Origin of the sequence: Bartonella sp. CL435QHHD, assembly GCF_042195095.1 — a bacterium.
GTDB lineage: Bacteria > Pseudomonadota > Alphaproteobacteria > Rhizobiales > Rhizobiaceae > Bartonella.
Map to the genome: position 1 here is coordinate 1 of NZ_JBHINS010000054.1, position 15,465 is coordinate 15,465.

The 15,465-nt window shown below is 38.5% G+C and carries 18 protein-coding genes, 1 tRNA gene and 1 pseudogene; 9 read left to right on the forward strand and 11 right to left on the reverse strand.

What is annotated here, in order from left to right; translation table 11 throughout:
- Window positions 1-762: 762 nt before the first annotated feature.
- Window positions 763-847: transfer RNA gene (locus ACFILH_RS02645), tRNA-Leu, on the reverse strand.
- Window positions 848-1,069: 222 nt separating this feature from the next.
- Between ACFILH_RS02645 and ACFILH_RS02650 the strand changes: the two genes are divergently transcribed.
- A complete protein-coding gene (locus tag ACFILH_RS02650; RefSeq protein WP_273790911.1) occupies window positions 1,070-1,675 on the forward strand; it encodes a YqaA family protein in 606 nt (201 codons plus the stop codon).
- Window positions 1,676-1,687: 12 nt separating this feature from the next.
- Window positions 1,688-2,260: a disulfide bond formation protein B gene (locus ACFILH_RS02655; RefSeq protein WP_273790912.1), complete on the forward strand. Its 573-nt coding sequence runs from the start codon at window positions 1,688-1,690 to the stop codon at window positions 2,258-2,260.
- Between the two features lie 53 nt (window positions 2,261-2,313).
- Here ACFILH_RS02655 and ACFILH_RS02660 read toward each other — a convergent pair whose 3' ends face one another.
- The gene (locus ACFILH_RS02660) at window positions 2,314-2,451 is read right to left on the reverse strand and encodes a hypothetical protein (RefSeq protein ID WP_375643294.1); all 138 of its coding nucleotides are present in this window, start codon (window positions 2,449-2,451) and stop codon (window positions 2,314-2,316) included.
- Between the two features lie 108 nt (window positions 2,452-2,559).
- Between ACFILH_RS02660 and ACFILH_RS02665 the strand changes: the two genes are divergently transcribed.
- Window positions 2,560-3,084: a type II toxin-antitoxin system PemK/MazF family toxin gene (locus tag ACFILH_RS02665; protein WP_273790913.1), complete on the forward strand. Its 525-nt coding sequence runs from the start codon at window positions 2,560-2,562 to the stop codon at window positions 3,082-3,084.
- A gap of 1,092 nt (window positions 3,085-4,176) precedes the next feature.
- Here the strand turns inward: ACFILH_RS02665 and ACFILH_RS02670 are convergent.
- Together ACFILH_RS02670 and ACFILH_RS02675 are read right to left on the reverse strand one after the other, a co-directional pair.
- Entirely contained in the window at window positions 4,177-4,389 is a 213-nt protein-coding gene (locus tag ACFILH_RS02670) for a hypothetical protein (protein ID WP_375667315.1), read from the reverse strand.
- Between the two features lie 295 nt (window positions 4,390-4,684).
- Entirely contained in the window at window positions 4,685-5,320 is a 636-nt protein-coding gene (locus ACFILH_RS02675) for a hypothetical protein (RefSeq protein WP_375667317.1), read from the reverse strand.
- A 1,074-nt stretch (window positions 5,321-6,394) separates the two neighbouring features.
- Between ACFILH_RS02675 and ACFILH_RS02680 the strand changes: the two genes are divergently transcribed.
- The 3 genes and pseudogenes from ACFILH_RS02680 (at window position 6,395) to dut (ACFILH_RS02690) (ending at window position 8,647) form a co-directional block, all read left to right on the forward strand.
- On the forward strand, window positions 6,395-7,204 hold the full coding sequence (locus tag ACFILH_RS02680) for a VIT1/CCC1 transporter family protein (protein WP_375637786.1): 810 nt from the start codon (window positions 6,395-6,397) through the stop codon (window positions 7,202-7,204).
- Window positions 7,205-7,463: 259 nt separating this feature from the next.
- The gene (dut, locus tag ACFILH_RS02685) at window positions 7,464-7,994 is read left to right on the forward strand and encodes a dUTP diphosphatase (RefSeq protein ID WP_375637785.1); all 531 of its coding nucleotides are present in this window, start codon (window positions 7,464-7,466) and stop codon (window positions 7,992-7,994) included.
- Between the two features lie 82 nt (window positions 7,995-8,076).
- A pseudogene (gene dut, locus ACFILH_RS02690) lies at window positions 8,077-8,647 on the forward strand (dUTP diphosphatase).
- A gap of 155 nt (window positions 8,648-8,802) precedes the next feature.
- On the opposite strand, the gene ACFILH_RS02695 reads toward dut (ACFILH_RS02690), so the two are convergent.
- The 6 genes from ACFILH_RS02695 to ACFILH_RS02720 form a co-directional block, all read right to left on the reverse strand.
- The gene (locus ACFILH_RS02695) at window positions 8,803-8,925 is read right to left on the reverse strand and encodes a hypothetical protein (RefSeq protein ID WP_375654362.1); all 123 of its coding nucleotides are present in this window, start codon (window positions 8,923-8,925) and stop codon (window positions 8,803-8,805) included.
- Between the two features lie 95 nt (window positions 8,926-9,020).
- Window positions 9,021-9,143 carry a hypothetical protein gene (locus ACFILH_RS02700; RefSeq protein WP_375654362.1) on the reverse strand — a complete coding sequence of 41 codons (123 nt, stop codon included), beginning with the start codon at window positions 9,141-9,143 and terminating at the stop codon, window positions 9,021-9,023.
- Window positions 9,144-9,238: 95 nt separating this feature from the next.
- Window positions 9,239-9,361, reverse strand: coding sequence for a hypothetical protein (locus tag ACFILH_RS02705; protein WP_375654362.1), 123 nt, complete (start codon window positions 9,359-9,361; stop codon window positions 9,239-9,241).
- Window positions 9,362-9,456: 95 nt separating this feature from the next.
- On the reverse strand, window positions 9,457-9,579 hold the full coding sequence (locus ACFILH_RS02710; RefSeq protein ID WP_375654362.1) for a hypothetical protein: 123 nt from the start codon (window positions 9,577-9,579) through the stop codon (window positions 9,457-9,459).
- A 775-nt stretch (window positions 9,580-10,354) separates the two neighbouring features.
- A complete protein-coding gene (locus tag ACFILH_RS02715) occupies window positions 10,355-10,936 on the reverse strand; it encodes a biopolymer transporter ExbD (protein ID WP_375659711.1) in 582 nt (193 codons plus the stop codon).
- A complete protein-coding gene (locus tag ACFILH_RS02720; RefSeq protein WP_375630956.1) occupies window positions 10,933-11,835 on the reverse strand; it encodes a MotA/TolQ/ExbB proton channel family protein in 903 nt (300 codons plus the stop codon). Before ACFILH_RS02720 ends, ACFILH_RS02715 begins: the two co-directional genes overlap by 4 nt.
- A 1,003-nt stretch (window positions 11,836-12,838) precedes the next feature.
- On the opposite strand from ACFILH_RS02720, the gene ACFILH_RS02725 reads away from it, so the two are divergent.
- Window positions 12,839-13,177 carry a YqjD family protein gene (locus tag ACFILH_RS02725; RefSeq protein WP_375613241.1) on the forward strand — a complete coding sequence of 113 codons (339 nt, stop codon included), beginning with the start codon at window positions 12,839-12,841 and terminating at the stop codon, window positions 13,175-13,177.
- 3 nt (window positions 13,178-13,180) lie between these two features.
- Complete coding sequence (locus ACFILH_RS02730; protein WP_375630955.1) at window positions 13,181-13,624, forward strand: hypothetical protein; 444 nt, start codon at window positions 13,181-13,183, stop codon at window positions 13,622-13,624.
- A 583-nt stretch (window positions 13,625-14,207) separates the two neighbouring features.
- Here the strand turns inward: ACFILH_RS02730 and ACFILH_RS02735 are convergent.
- A complete protein-coding gene (locus tag ACFILH_RS02735; protein WP_375667318.1) occupies window positions 14,208-14,951 on the reverse strand; it encodes a nuclease in 744 nt (247 codons plus the stop codon).
- A 159-nt stretch (window positions 14,952-15,110) separates the two neighbouring features.
- Here ACFILH_RS02735 and ACFILH_RS02740 point away from each other — a divergent pair, with 159 nt between their 5' ends.
- A complete protein-coding gene (locus ACFILH_RS02740) occupies window positions 15,111-15,458 on the forward strand; it encodes a TrbC/VirB2 family protein (RefSeq protein WP_375657485.1) in 348 nt (115 codons plus the stop codon).
- Window positions 15,459-15,465: the final 7 nt, after the last annotated feature.

The window sequence follows — 15,465 nt, forward strand, 5'->3', positions numbered from 1 at the left end:
CAAATTCAAGACACTTTGGTTGCCAACTCACATGCGTGTTTTAAAGAAACATCTCTCAAAACCCTCAAGCCCATTTTGCGAAAGCACCTACAAGAATATAAAATCTATAGAGCCTCTAAAGCACTATTTTTTAAACCTCTAAAACTCTGTCTTTTAAAGAGTGGAGATTACGCATTGCCTCATGCTTTTGTTGCTCACATATCTTTTTGGCGATCACGCCCCTCATGTCATACGACAACGCTTCAAACCAAACACACTCAAATTCAAGACACTTTGGTTGCCAACTCACATGCGTGTTTTAAAGAAACATCTCTCAAAACCCTCAAGCCCATTTTGCGAAAGCACCTACAAGAATATAAAATCTATAGAGCACCATCTCTACACTTCATAAAAGTGCAAGCTGGCACCATCCATCATACACTTTACCTCCAATGATGCCCTTGAAACGGCATAAGAGGCATTTTTATTCATTTTTTGTAAAATTTCACTCCACGCGAGCTCATCTAGCTTGTAACGTACGAGCGACATGATTTTGGTTGATTTACTATAAGCAGACTTGAAATGAGAGAATCCTACGGTATTCGAGGTTTTTCATTCAACATGCAAAACATTGAACACGGTCTATAAATCCCATGTTTTATAAATCCCCCCATGTTTTATAAATCCCCCCATGTTTTATAAATCCCCCCATGTTTTATAAATCCCATGTTTTATAAACCAAAGTGATGCGCCATAACAGGATAAAGGGAAATATTTATGAAGTGGTGCGGGTGGTCGGACTCGAACCGACACTCCTCTCGGAACCAGATTTTGAGTCTGGCGCGTCTACCAGTTCCACCACACCCGCACACTTTTATAAAAGACAGGACTATAAAAGATAGACTTGTCGATTATTCCTTTGCACTATATGAAGAAGCACAGATTCGTCAACAGAAGACTTCTCATTTTTTAAGAATTCATATCATTTTCTGATCTATTTTATGGAATATTTTCTTTATTGGATTTCTCTACCGGATTTATAGCAATCTCATTTGTAAAGTCTTTACCTCTTAAACTTATAAAAAGCCTCATGATATTAAACAAATTAAAGCTTTGGACGATTTCTTTAGCAAATCGGCGTACAGCACCACACTGGCTTGGTTTCATTGCCTTTATTGAAAGTTCTGTTTTTCCAATTCCCATAGATGTTTTATATATTCCGATGCTTCTTATCCATCAAAAGCGGGTTTATCGCTATGCTTTGATTGCGACAATCTGTTCTGTATTAGGAGGCATTGCCGGTTGGTTTATCGGACATTTTGCCTATGATACCCTTGCCAAACCCATTTTAGAAATTTATGGTAAGGTTGAAAGTTTTGAATCTCTGAAAAATAGTGCAACCCTGCAATTTCTAATCATTTTACTGATAACATCAGGTTTTTTTCATCTTCCCCCCATCAAGATTGTCACAATTTTGGCCGGTGTAATGAGTGTACGTCTTGAACTTTTCATGCTTATTTGTATTTTTTCTAGAGGCGCTCGTTTTTATCTTCTCGCGTGGCTGATTAAACATTTTGGACAAAAAGCAATGAATTTTTTAGTACAGCATTTCAAATGGATTGTTCTCATTGGTTGTGTTAGCCTCCTTTTAATTTATGGGATTTTCATAGCTTTTTTAAACAGGAAGCTTTTATAAGGAACAGACTTAATGGCATGCGTTTTGTCTTCTCACCCACTTTTACACAAGCACCTTCATCTTGAACCCAGCAGAAAAGAACAAAGTTTGTGGGCTTTTTTTCTTGCTTTTTGCTTGTCTGCCACAATAGGTATTGCCCTTGGTTTTGAACATTTCGGAGGGTATCTTCCTTGCGATTTATGTCTCATAGAGCGTTTCCCCTATTATGGGGCCATACCATTTTTGCTTTTAGCAGGTTTTGGGGCATATTTTTTTCGCATAACTGCTTGGGTACAACTTTTATTTTTGTGTGTTTTTGTCTTAATGTGCATCAGCCTTGTTTTAGCCATTTATCATGCGGGTGTTGAATATGGCTTTTGGGCTGCTCCCCTCAGTTGTGGTTTAAGCGCAGTCAGAAAAACCTCAGACATTAACCAGCTGCTCAGCCAATTAAACAACATTCATCCCCCTTCTTGTTCTGAAGCATCCGCACGCTTTCTTTTTCTTTCATTTGCCGGTTGGAATGTCGTCTCAAGCCTATTTTTCAGCCTTATAAGCCTCTATATTACTTCAAAAGGCATTCTTTCAAGCAATAAAAAACTCTAACCATAAAATAGAAACGAAACCGCGTTCACTCGTTCTCTCCAATCGCTTCCCCCCTAACCAACAACTCTCCAGTCACCAATCCCCACCCAAAACCACCCCACCGCCAAACCAACCCACCAACACCAACGAGTCACCAACATCCCTCCTCTAGCGTTGTACTCATAAAGACAAAAATAAGCAGATACATCCATTTTATGGTTTCACCTCTCTGTACTTATAAGCAACATTTTGATAAAAACTCGTGATAGAAAAGCCGTAAAATAATAAGTGAGGGGACCAATAAATATAAATGGTCTGCTATGGCTGAAGATAAGAATACAGAGCCTTCTACCCTATCACCTATTTCCTTAGATATAACCAAACTTGAAGAACCATGTGTTATGATGGAACATGATCATAATGCATGGCGTGAGCATATAAAAGAAAGAGATTTAAATGCGCCTTACGAAAAACCACCTCATATAAAACCACGAATCAAATCGGCACCACGCATCAGGCAAGTTTTTTGGTGCGATTTTCCTCATGATTCGATACTCCCTGAATTTTGGAAAAAGCGGCCTGTTTTAGTGCTTTCTAAGAATGCAAAATTATATGGAAATGTGACAGTTTTACCTTTTTCAACGAAATCACAACCCAATAATCCCGCTGCGTATCCAATACAATCTCCCATAGAGAATAAAAAAGCATGGATTATCTGCAATTATGTCACAACAGTTTCTGTAAGTCGTTTAAGTTGCTCACGTACCGTTCCAAGGTTATCCTGCGAAGATTTTCATAAAGTTGTAGCTCTGATGCTCAAATATTTACCGCATTTACAGTATTGACTTTTGGGAAAAATAAGTGTACCTATATCAGCATACACGGCATCAGTAATGGTGGCCGCTTCCCCGCAAGGGGAGATAGGAACGAAGGAGTGGGAAACCGCTCCTTTCGTCATTTTTAGTATTTTTTTGAAAACTGCCATTTTTTGCAACCTTCCCTAGAACATATCCAACATTCATTCTCCACCGTTGTTGTTTTGCTCCACCGTTGTTGTTTTGAAATATCTGCGATTTGGGGTAAGCAGAAGACAATATCCACACCTTGGATCCGGTAAAGTTTCCCATGGAGATTACCGAGATATTGTACATACTTATCATTTCATTGCACAAAAAATCGTGCTGCCGTTGCTTAAACTTTATATGATTTTCCGCAATGGGAATATCTTTCCAAGATTGAAAAAAAGCTTCGCTTTATATGACCACACCTCAAACGATCGTATTTGACGAGGTAACAAAGAAAATTCTCTAATAAACCAGAAATCAACACCCAACCGATTTCTATCTCTTCACCAAAAACAATTGTTTATTGCCCTAACCACATTATTTCACCGGTCACACGAGCTAACATAGCTTTTGCAGATAGATTTTCTTCCCTCTTCTCCTAGAAACGATCTATGCTATTTTGGGATTTACTGCTGAATTGCTTATGCTTGCGCTTTGAATGCCTTTTTTCTCACCATATAAAAGGTAGATAAAAAAATAATTTCGTTTATCAGCTTTATTTTAAAGACACACCTATTTTTACAGGATACGTTTTCCTTTCTATCAGCCCTATCGCATTTAATACACTTGTCGTTTCTAAACATGAACCACCAAGCATCACAATGGAGCAATAGACTCTCATCACTTTCATGGGCACTTGTATTGACAAGAGATAAACAAAAGTATTGATCATCACACACGGAGCAAAAATCTATAGCGACTACGCCATAGACTTTCGCCACGCACGGGTTATTCTTAAAGCATATTTATGATGAGATAATCATTTATGACATCCTTTTTGTTACACCACAAAACGGGTTTTGCTAACGAGTTTTGCTATTGTGCAAATTTTTCAAGAGAAATCCTCACTCGCTCATAGATGACAAGATTTCTTTATGGAGAAAGCCTATGGCGCTCAGCTTTGACCTTTTCCATAACAAGGATAAGTTCAAACTTTAACCAACACGACAATAGACCTATTCTAAACGATTTACGCACCACCTCATCGGCAACAGGCTGCTCCAATATCGGTGTATTTATCGGTGCATTTACTTGAGGATTTTTTGCACTTCCACGCACCGTAAAAAAAGAAAATATTTTTCTCATGTTGCATTCTCATTTCAATTTATAATGGATTGCAAAGTGCCCAAAAAAATCAAACAAAAATAGAGAGGTAAGTTACGAAAACTACAGGGTAAATTTTACTGCCCCAAAATGTCTATTTTCCCCCGCCTGAACAGTCAGAGGAACACTATAAAAATTATTTTCATTGAAAAACAATTACTTATAATCTAGGGAAGAAAAGTAAAAATCTCCCCCAGAAAAAGAGATTATCTTCAAAATTATCAAAAAAAAACAGCGCAATTTTACTGATCTTTTTATTTTTTTTCTTTTGATAAAATTAATTGGCAGGTGTCTTAGGCGCCCCTCCGGTAGGTTCCCAATTCGCAACAGCCGCTAATTCCTCAATAAGCTTCTCTCTTGGTAAATTATCATCATCCACCAACTTGTACTGAAAGGCATTGTCACTAAGCCACTTTATAAGCGTTCCTTTAACAGTTTTACCACCCTCAGCCTCACTCACCGCTTCCCATGCCGCAACAATAGCAGCAAGCTTTGGAGCATAACGTGGATGCGTTGGATCTTGAAACGCATATTTTTGATCCTTAGTCTCAGCAAAATTATCCTCAGGGAAAAAAAACGCAGGACGCAGACCACGCAATAAAAGCCATTTTTTTAAATCATCAACGAGAACATATGAAGAATATGTCTCTATATAATTAGAAAAACTCGACCATTCTATCTTTAATTGATCGTCTTTTCCTGCCTGAACTATGGCATTATAAGCTCCTCGGAAACAAGCAGTTTTCTCTGATGATACGGAAAGGTTATCTTCGTAAATATCACTCTTTTCTGGTTCTGTTTCATCGTGAAACAAACACTTTCCTGGATTTAATCCAACTATTAAAAGCGCTGCCTGCGGTATTGTTAGTTTGTGCAAACCCAAAAACCATTCTAAACTATCATCAATTTCCATATATGCTCCCTTTTTTTCTGCACAATTTCGCTCTTTTTTAAAAACATCAAAAACGTTTGTTAACGCGTAGAGATTATGCACTTTTCACATTTCAACTCATCCCATACTTTAAATAAAAACACAGCACCCACACCCTTCCTTGTGATACACAAAAAAATGATTTGAATTGATTTAAGATAAGAAGTTTTGAAATGAGAGAATCCTACTGAATTTTGGGCTTTCATACAAGATATCAGGCAAGTTACAAGGCGATAAATGCCCCTTCATAAAGTGTAAATTTTTATGCGTGATCAAACAATTTGATATGATAATATCTCTGTCATTTATGCACTCCCACCCTTAAACCTGCCCCTGCAATTACAGCACAAAAGATAATTCGTTACACGCTAACAAATCCACCTAAATGCAAAAGCTGTAACAACGCTAAAATGCGCGTAAATATCATAAGAATACTGTCTTACACCTCCACAAGCAGAATGAGTGGCGTAAAACTGTACAATAAAATGCCATGCCTATAATGAACCGTGCTAAAGACTGTCGCAACACTGGGAGCTAAGGTGTATGATGATGCCAGCTTGCTCTTTTATGAAGCGTAAAGATTAAGAAGACTCAATGGAGTTTATATTATTTCATGGAAATTTTGCGGCTCTACCCTTCTATACTCTTCACGGGGGCCCCTCGCGAAATGGGCTTTTATCCCTTGAATAAAGATCTCCTTTAAAAGAATCATTTCAAATTCCAAGAGCTGTTACAGTCTTTTGAACGCATCAAATGAATGATGATGCTAGCTTATTCCTTTCCTATATTCTCGAGCATCAATACATTAGAATGCTCCATTCAAACGCCCCTGTAGCAAAATAAAGCACATTGTCTCTTAAATTTTTTCACGTAATCATTTCTTTCATGCGCCCCTGTCGTCTCCATTTAATGAATCTCCTTATACTTTCTCAGCATCCCAGCACCTTTTTTCTCAGTGCAACCTTTTTGTAATTTGTCAGTTTTTAACTTTTAGATTGACTTTCGGTTTATTTTTCTTATGTTTTAGAATTATTCTAAAGTGCAGAGGAACAGAAAATGTTGAGATCGTTTTTTTCATTTGTACAACGTAAAGCTCTGTCCTTTCGTTCAGCACAAAACGTGATACTTAAAGCGCTCAAATTAAAAGAGCAACATGCGGCGCTCTATTTAAAATATGCAAAAGCTCTAGAACCTTATTCCTCTAAGGAAGCCGCGGTTTTTACCGCTATGGGGCTTCAAGAGCTTAAAAATTATAAGCAACTTTTGTGCCTTTCTTGTCATAATCGTGCAAACACTATCGGTTCATTATGTGACAAAACTTCTCTTGTGAAAGAAAAGAGCCGCCATCCCTCCCAAAAAACAACAGCGGCAAATCACACCATAAAAAAACCTTCAAAAACGCAAAGACAAACACTTTTGACTTGGATTCAACCAGGTCTTGCAGGATTAATGGATGGCTCTGTCTCTACCCTTGCCCCCATTTTTGCCGCAGCTTTTGCCACGGGAGACACGCATCAAACTTTTTTGATAGGGCTCTCAGCTTCAATTGGTGCGGGACTTTCAATGGGTTTTACAGAAGCAGCCCATGATGACGGCAAATTATCAGGGCGTGGTTCGCCATTAAAAAGAGGTCTTGCCAGCGGCATCATGACAACATTAGGAGGACTAGGTCATACTCTTCCCTATTTGATCAACTCTTTTTATGTAGCGACAATTATTGCTTTTATCATTGTTTTTTTCGAACTAGGCGCCATCGTCTGGATTCAGAACAAATTCATGTCCACTCCCTTTTGGCGCGCCTCTTTACAGGTCATCATTGGTGGTGCTCTGGTTTTTGCCACGGGTATTCTTATCGGTAGTATCTAAAAAATCTTATCTGTAACCATAATTTAGATCTCAAATAAGCGCATGCCCCTAGGCATAAGCCATCCTTGATGATGCCATTATTGAAAAATGCCATTGATAATGTTAGGTGGTGTTGTGGAATATTTTAGGTCAGTAAGAGATGATAAGCAAGCTCTGGGGACAACCTATATCCACACACCTTTATCGACTTGGTTTTATAGATATCTTTTGTTAAAGTATCATTTTCTTCTAGACCTCATATTTTGGAAATGCCTTGATCATGTCGCACACTGAAACCAACGCCCCTTTAAACAACCATCCTGTCTCTTCTCAATCTTCACGTGCCCAGACTTTATTTGTTCAGCGTCTTGCACACGGACAAGGTTTAGAACTTCCTTGCTACGCGACAGCAGGTTCTGCGGGTCTTGATCTACGGGCAGCAATTGGAGAAGAAGAAACGCTTGTTCTTGCCCCTGGGCAGCGGGCACTTATTCCAACAGGTCTCATTTTTCATTTATCTCTTGGGTTTGAAGCACAAATACGTCCACGCTCTGGCTTAGCCTTAAAACACGGCATCACATGCCTCAACACTCCAGGAACGATTGATAGTGACTACCGTGGTGAAGTCAAAGTCCTTCTTATCAATTTAGGACAAGAAGACTTTTCAATCCAACGGGGCATGCGCATTGCCCAAACAGTCATCGCCCCCGTATCCCAAGTTAATGTTTGCGCCATTGAACCAGAGCAAAATACCCAAAGCCATAACGAGAGCCGTGGAACAGGAGGTTTTGGTTCAACGGGACACACTTAAGAAGCTCTGAAAATCGCTCCTCTCAAAATAACACATACTTATTCCAACCACTCTTTCACTTAAAACCCCTTGGGCTTTTAAAGTGCAAAAGGAGTGCGCATTTGCTTTCAAAGTTTTTTCACTAAACGCCCCTCTAAACGGGCATCCTTACTCTTCTCCTGTCTCTTCTCAATCTTCACATGCCCAGACTTTATCCGTTCAGCATCTTGCACTTGGGACAAGAAAGCTTCCTCATTACGCAACGGCTGGTTCTGCGGGTCTTGGATTTACAAGCAGCAAATTGGTAAAGAAGAAACGCTTGTTCTTGCCCCTGGGCAGCGGGCACTTATTCCAACAGGTCTCATTTTTCATTTATCACGTGGGGTTTGAAGCACGCATCCGTCCACGCTCTGGCTTAGCCTTAAAACACGGGCATCACATGCCTCAACACTCTAAGAACGATTGAGTGTGACTATCCGGAAGTGAAGTCAAACTCCTTCTTATCAATTTAGGACAAGAAGACTTTTCCATTTAAACAGGGCATGCGCATTGCCCAAACAGTCATCGCCCCCGTATCTCAAGTTAATGTTTGCGCCATTGAACCAGAGCAAAACACCCAAAGCCATAACGAGAGCCGTGGAACAGGAGGTTTTGGTTCAACGGGACACACTTAAGAAGCTCTGAAAAATCGCTCCTCTCAAAATAACACACATACTTATTCCAACCACTCTTTCACTGGAAATTCTTTGCGCTTTTAAAGTGCAGAAGGAATGCGCATTTGCTTTCAAAGTTTTTTCACTAAACGCACCTCTAAACAATCATCTCTCAATTACGTCTCGTGCGCTATACAAAACTTCATTAACACCAGATACCCCTCCCCCATAACAAAAACATTGGCATTAACCATTGAGCGTTCACACACTGCTTGTAATGTCGACAATCTATACATCATACTGGAAATTCTTTGCGCTTTTAAAGTGCAGAAGGAGTGCGCATTTGCTTTCAAAGTTTTTTCACTAAACGCTGCTCTAAACAATCATCTCTCAATTACGTCTCGTGCGCTATACAAAACTTCATTAACACCAGATACCCCTCCCCCATAACAAAAACATTGGCATTAACCATTGAGCGTTCACACACTGCTTGTAATGTCGACAATCTATACATCATACTGGAAATTCTTTGCGCTTTTAAAGTGCAGAAGGAGTGCGCATTTGCTTTCAAAGTTTTTTCACTAAACGCTGCTCTAAACAATCATCTCTCAATTACGTCTCGTGCGCTATACAAAACTTCATTAACACCAGATACCCCTCCCCCATAACAAAAACATTGGCATTAACCATTGAGCGTTCACACACTGCTTGTAATGTCGACAATCTATACATCATACTGGAAATTCTTTGCGCTTTTAAAGTGCAGAAGGAGTGCGCATTTGCTTTCAAAGTTTTTTCACTAAACGCTGCTCTAAACAATCATCTCTCAATTACGTCTCGTGCGCTATACAAAACTTCATTAACACCAGATACCCCTCCCCCATAACAAAAACATTGGCATTAACCATTGAGCGTTCACACACTGCTTGTAATGTCGACAATCTATACATCATACTGGAAATTCTTTGCGCTTTTAAAGTGCAGAAGGAGTGCGCATTTGCTTTCAAAGTTTTTTCACTAAACGCTGCTCTAAACAATCATCTCTCAATTACGTCTCGTGCGCTATACAAAACTTCATTAACACCAGATACCCCTCCCCCATAACAAAAACATTGGCATTAACCATTGAGCGTTCACACACTGCTTGTAATGTCGACAATCTATACATCATATTGATTTATAATAATAATGAATTGTCTTTCAACTTAAATGAGAAATCTCAATACTGTAAGATTGTTTCATGGCAAGCCTATTGATATTAAATCAATCAAAAGCATGTTTCTCACATTCCAAACGTGGTTAGCATACAGATAAAAACTGAAAAAATGCCTACAATGAATACGTATATTAACACTGTCTTGGGAAAAAAATATAAATACGATAATGGTGCTCGCTTACTCTTTTATTAAGCATAAAGAGAGTGAGGTTCGATAGATTTTTTGATTATTTTACGGGGGCTTTACCGTTATACCATTTATGAACACCGCCGCAAAAAGAGCTTTAAGATGTATTAAGACACACAACAATCGCCTCTGCTGTTTTCTTGATCGCACCTCTTGCGGCAAGATGAGTAGTGCTTAATCCTAAAAAACCGATTCAATATATGAACCCCCTGCATAATATCAAACCCATGCGTATTTGGTTTAATAAATCCACGGAACCCTCATCAATTTCACTCTACGACTTTGAGTAATATGCTTTGCTTCCTGCAACAAAGGCTGTTTTTTATCACTGATCAGAGGCATCGGCTGGAATATTAGCGTTTCCCGTAGTGCTCGTTGTTACGGCATCCACATGCCCCACAACGTTACCACCCGCTCCATCGACAGCAGCGTTCGCTACCCCTGTTGTTTTATTATTGATCTCACCTCTTGAGACAAGATTGGTAGAGTTTTGCAATCCTACAAGACCGATTTTATGATATCCAGCCATGCGTATTTGATTTAATAAATCGATGACAGCACCATAATCAATTTCGCTATCCGCTTTGATTAAAATTTTTGTCTCTAAATTTTGCGTCGTTTCCCTCAACAAAGCTTCTCTCAAAGCTGCTTGTTCTACAAGATGATCACCAATGTAAAGAGAACGATCTTTTTGCAACGTAACATAAAGAGGTTCATCAGACTGAACCACTGAAGGTGCTTGAGTTATAGAAGGAAGCTGAACGGAAATGGCAGATGTTGCCAAAGGCGCTGCAACCATAAAAACAATAAGCAACACCAATACAACATCAATAAAAGGGGTCACATTGATTTCGCTTTGCAACCCACTCTCGTCTATATCCCAATCATTATTAAGGCTTGCTTTCATTTTTTATGACTTTTCTGTTGTCTTTGTCTATCAAGTTCACGGCTCAAGAGCCTTTCAAGAGCAGCAGCGATATCACCTAAATCACTACGATAACCACTCAAAGCACGCATAAGGCTATTATACATAACAACGGCGGGAATAGCCACAAAAAGCCCAACAGCCGTTGCGAATAAGGCTTCAGCAATTCCAGGCGCCACCACATCAAGTCGCGTTGTTTGAGACTGAGCAATCCCAATAAAAGAATTCATAATTCCCCAAACAGTTGCAAAAAGACCAACAAAAGGAGCAATTGCGCCAATAGTTGCAAGAACAGCGCTTCCACATGCAACACGGCGTGTAGCAGCCAGCAAGCAGCGTGACAAAAGTGAATGAACCCTTTCTTTTAAACCTTCATGAACATCACGAGCCTTAGCATCGCGAACATCGCGGGAAACATCTTCATATTGATTGCTCTCCTCATAAAAGAGAATATCTTCAATCGTTTGTGCCCTTTCCTCTGTACTGGTTTTTTCACCAGAGCTTTCGTTTATCCCTTCAGGAGCAGAAAAATGAACCTGTTGTGCAGAAAGATACACCTCTTTAAGGACTTCTTTGAGAAAAAACACACCAGCCCCTTTGCTTTCTTTCAAGCTAGCTGCCAAACGCGTAAGAGTCTGAGCATTTAGAACCAATTGAAGTTCATGACGTACTCTTCGTTTTACCAAAGTGATCTCAACAATTTTCACAAAAGCAATTGTCCAAGACATAAGAGAAGCAAGTAACAAAATAATGATAACGGCTTTCACCACCCAATCAGCAGCCATAAACATAGAAAGAGGAGAAAAATCATGCACTGTCAATACAGCAGACATATTATCTAAAGGGACTGTTTTATCTAAAGGGACTGTTTCAGATTCCATTTTTATCTCACATTCTTGTGCTCTTATCTTTATTTATGAGCTGGATCGTCACCCCGCATAGCATCACTGTTCCAAAATGCCACTACCCTTTTAACGTCACTTGTGTATTCCTCTTAAGAAAGAAAACTTGATAAATCAAGTATAGTTTTATTTCACAAGCTCTCTCTTAATTCTAAAGAAATTACTCAAGAAATTTTTCTCTAACAATTCAACAAGTTTATCTTACCCAATCAATTTATTGCATAAATTAGGCAAAATGATAAACTTACAAGAAGTATCGCATATAATATTTTAATTTATAAGAATAATTTATCATCGTTCCTGTTAAATAAATCTCTCATATCGCAAAGTTTCTCTCATTTCAGCGGCTCTTTTAAAGCCAACAAAATATTTTCTTACATGAAACAAGCAGCAAAAATATCATAAAACTCTTGAAGAAAAGGATACGCACATCTCTAAAAACCCGTGCACTGAAGTACCTCTTCTACCCTAAAATAAAAATATACCTTACGTTTAAAAAAAGAACGATCGCAATATTTTAAACTGACCAAAAGTATCATGGGGAGCGCGTGTTGCCCCCAAATACATAGAGAGCAAAGAGCCGCAATATTATTTTCTTTTTCTTCTGCAAAAGCATAAAAATGACATTATTTCTGCCGCAAAATCGCAACAACGATGTTTTTTACCTGTCACAAGCCTAAAAAATAAACCTCAACAGGCTTTTTAAAAAACTTTTATAAAAAACTGCGCCACGAGAAACTGAAGAATGGTGCTAAATTGCTGCAAAAGCATAAGACAATTCTCAACAGATGCGACCCTTTACAGACAAAGCATATCGTATAGGAAAGATTTATTTTATCAAAAACAGTTTTAAATTCGACAAAATGAAAGGAACCAAAAAAAGCTTTTGGCGTTACTCAAGCAGTGAAAATTTTCACTCCAATGCAAATGATCACTATGAACACACCAATACAAATATAATGAATCAAGAGGGAAAAATACCATGGCCCATAATAAAACAACACAGCACGATAAATCAGCCGTAGAAAAAGACCAACAAAAAGACCTACAAGGACAATTAGAAACGTTACGCACTGAAATTTCAGGGATTACCTCAACCCTAACAGATCTTGGTGCAAACAAATTCAACGCCGCCAAAGACAAAGCGGAAAAACTATATCACTCAGCGAAAGAAAGTGGTGAAGACATGATGTCTCAAGCAAAAGACAAAATCAGTGATCTTGAACAAACCATGAATCAATGCGTTCGCAAAAATCCTGGCAAAAGCGTTTTGTTTGCCGCAGGGGTTGGTTTTATTCTTTCTCAATTACTGCGTCGTTAAGCAATGCATAAGTTTATCGCGCCTCTTTTAAACCATCTTGTCGGTGGAGGGCTTAAAAGCACAGTCAAGCAAGTACGCCTTCAAGCAATTTTCTATGGGTTTATTGGCATTTCATTCTTCATGTCTTTGCTTTTTTTATGTACCATCGGTTTTATTGCGTTATGTTCTGTTATGAAGCCTCTTGCTGCCGCCAGTATCATGTTTTTAATTTGTCTTTCTCTTGCAGGATTAGGTCTTATTATCAGTCGCGTTCTCAAAACTTATCAACGCTATGACCAACAAAAAAAGACAGAAGAACAACGCCACAAACTCATGACAGATGCGACCGTTTCCAGCCTTGCAGCTCTCAGTCAACATCTCCCTTTTGCCAAATTGGGTGTTCCCATTCTCGGACTTGCAACTTATTTTTTGTGGAAAAAAGATAAAAAAGACCGCTTTTCAAAGTAAAATATGTAAAACTGTCACTCTAAATTCCCCCTCAGTGTGCTTTCTTTTATAGCAAAAGAAAGCACACTTTTTTCCTCATAGTCTCTTTAGCTTCTTCAAAAGCCTGAAAAAAAATCCCCTTCATTTTGCTAAAAATTCCATAGAACCGCTACACTCTCTTTCAGATTGCAACCCATATTTCACGAACATAACAACATAAGGCAAAACTTACATTAAAAATTCTGGTTTGATTTGAAGCAATTGGTTGTTTTTTGAAGGCAAGGTGTTTTCAGTTTTACCTTTTCTCTATTTTTTCATAAGCCTTTTTTCATGACCATAGGTCACATCAGTAGTTTGCATGTGTTCAGATTTTTCTGAACACTCATATTTGTTACAATGACTATTTTGTTTAGGGGAAGGAAACGCGCTCTTCCATAGCGCTGTAGTGAGCAACCTATATGCGTAAGCGAGCTTTAAACACAACAATTTTCCATAACGAGCGTTGTCCACCAAGGACTGTGTGGATTATAATTAACTTTTTTCTGATAAGATTTGCAGTAGAATATTGTCTTGATTTTTAAATAGCGCTTGAGAGAACGCTTTATTAATTATGGTCAATGGGATTATAGCTTCCATGATCTCTTCGCCAATCTTCTGGTTGTTGAAATTGGCTCGACCATAAACCATTTTGTGCTTTTTGAGCAGCAGATTGTAGGGTTTTATAGTCTGCTGGGGATGGAAAATGATGCTGATCTTTTGTCAACACCATCAACCCTTCAGCAAGCCCCAACCGCGCCAGATCAACCCCATCTACAAAACATTGTGCATAATGAACCTGTTGAACGACACGTGCTTGCCGACAAGTAACCTTTTTATCAATTGTTTTTGAAACAAGCCAAGCCGTAACAAAAGCACCGCAAGGCCACTTAACTCCGTTGCGTGAGGCAAATTGCCTCATTTCACAGCTTTCCACACCATATAAGCGGATATCACGGATGATCTTTTTTCTCCACCCATCATCTACAAGCGTAATCATTTTAAAGGTCACACCACTTGTAACCTGTATAGCACCGGAATAGACCGGCACATTTTCTTCATAAAATTGTGATGCGAGTGGTTCTGGATGCAATACCACATTTTGTTGGCTTACGTCTTGTTGGTTTGCATAATCTATCAATTGTGACTTCGGATTTTGAACGGGGTTTCCAATTGTCTTTTCTGATCCTTTTAAAAAAGAAGTTTGAGTAAGTTGTTCATTATGTTGACTTAAATAAAAGTATCCTAAAATAATAATACAAATTAAGATAATATATTTAGGCGCTGATCGAAGATATTTTAAAAGTATCATTTTGAATATTGCTGTATTTTATTGTTCATTAAATAATAAAAGATTAAATATTATTAATTTATCGATAGAAAAATTTATTTTTTTCATTTATATGATTCCCGATTAATATTTTGAATATTAATTTTATGATCAACTTAAACATAAAGCGGGGGAATTTTCATGAAAAACATGAATAATTCGTTCATTAATGAACATACCTTACAAAAAACTATTCTATCCAACACCCAAAAGAAATGGTTAACAGCAGCATTGATGCTGTTTATTGCCTTCATCGCACTGAGTGAACCAGCATTTGCCGCAGGTGACTTCGGAAAAGTTGACGATGCACTTAAAAAAATAATTGAAGCTTTAACAGGAAACATTGCAAAATCAATCGCAACCATTGCCGTTGCTGGTATTGGGCTTGCATGGATTGCTGGTTATGTTGAAATGCGTAAAGCTTTTTTCGTTTGTGTTGGCATCGGCATTGTTATGGGTGCATCGCAAATCGTATCAATGCTTTCCTAATTAAACT

What these genes read in the sequence shown, in the direction of transcription:
- ACFILH_RS02680 (WP_375637786.1), top strand. Translation starts at nt 6,395, where the DNA reads ATGTTGAGATCGTTTTTTTCATTTGTACAACGTAAAGCTCTGTCCTTT.
- ACFILH_RS02720 (WP_375630956.1), bottom strand. Translation starts at nt 11,835, where the DNA reads ATGGAATCTGAAACAGTCCCTTTAGATAAAACAGTCCCTTTAGATAAT.
- ACFILH_RS02740 (WP_375657485.1), top strand. Translation starts at nt 15,111, where the DNA reads ATGAAAAACATGAATAATTCGTTCATTAATGAACATACCTTACAAAAA.
- ACFILH_RS02735 (WP_375667318.1), bottom strand. Translation starts at nt 14,951, where the DNA reads ATGATACTTTTAAAATATCTTCGATCAGCGCCTAAATATATTATCTTA.
- ACFILH_RS02665 (WP_273790913.1), top strand. Translation starts at nt 2,560, where the DNA reads ATGGCTGAAGATAAGAATACAGAGCCTTCTACCCTATCACCTATTTCC.
- ACFILH_RS02650 (WP_273790911.1), top strand. Translation starts at nt 1,070, where the DNA reads ATGATATTAAACAAATTAAAGCTTTGGACGATTTCTTTAGCAAATCGG.
- ACFILH_RS02700 (WP_375654362.1), bottom strand. Translation starts at nt 9,143, where the DNA reads ATGATGTATAGATTGTCGACATTACAAGCAGTGTGTGAACGCTCAATG.
- ACFILH_RS02670 (WP_375667315.1), bottom strand. Translation starts at nt 4,389, where the DNA reads ATGAGAAAAATATTTTCTTTTTTTACGGTGCGTGGAAGTGCAAAAAAT.
- ACFILH_RS02730 (WP_375630955.1), top strand. Translation starts at nt 13,181, where the DNA reads ATGCATAAGTTTATCGCGCCTCTTTTAAACCATCTTGTCGGTGGAGGG.
- ACFILH_RS02725 (WP_375613241.1), top strand. Translation starts at nt 12,839, where the DNA reads ATGGCCCATAATAAAACAACACAGCACGATAAATCAGCCGTAGAAAAA.
- ACFILH_RS02655 (WP_273790912.1), top strand. Translation starts at nt 1,688, where the DNA reads ATGGCATGCGTTTTGTCTTCTCACCCACTTTTACACAAGCACCTTCAT.
- ACFILH_RS02660 (WP_375643294.1), bottom strand. Translation starts at nt 2,451, where the DNA reads ATGGATGTATCTGCTTATTTTTGTCTTTATGAGTACAACGCTAGAGGA.
- ACFILH_RS02705 (WP_375654362.1), bottom strand. Translation starts at nt 9,361, where the DNA reads ATGATGTATAGATTGTCGACATTACAAGCAGTGTGTGAACGCTCAATG.
- ACFILH_RS02675 (WP_375667317.1), bottom strand. Translation starts at nt 5,320, where the DNA reads ATGGAAATTGATGATAGTTTAGAATGGTTTTTGGGTTTGCACAAACTA.
- ACFILH_RS02710 (WP_375654362.1), bottom strand. Translation starts at nt 9,579, where the DNA reads ATGATGTATAGATTGTCGACATTACAAGCAGTGTGTGAACGCTCAATG.
- ACFILH_RS02715 (WP_375659711.1), bottom strand. Translation starts at nt 10,936, where the DNA reads ATGAAAGCAAGCCTTAATAATGATTGGGATATAGACGAGAGTGGGTTG.
- dut (WP_375637785.1), top strand. Translation starts at nt 7,464, where the DNA reads ATGTCGCACACTGAAACCAACGCCCCTTTAAACAACCATCCTGTCTCT.
- ACFILH_RS02695 (WP_375654362.1), bottom strand. Translation starts at nt 8,925, where the DNA reads ATGATGTATAGATTGTCGACATTACAAGCAGTGTGTGAACGCTCAATG.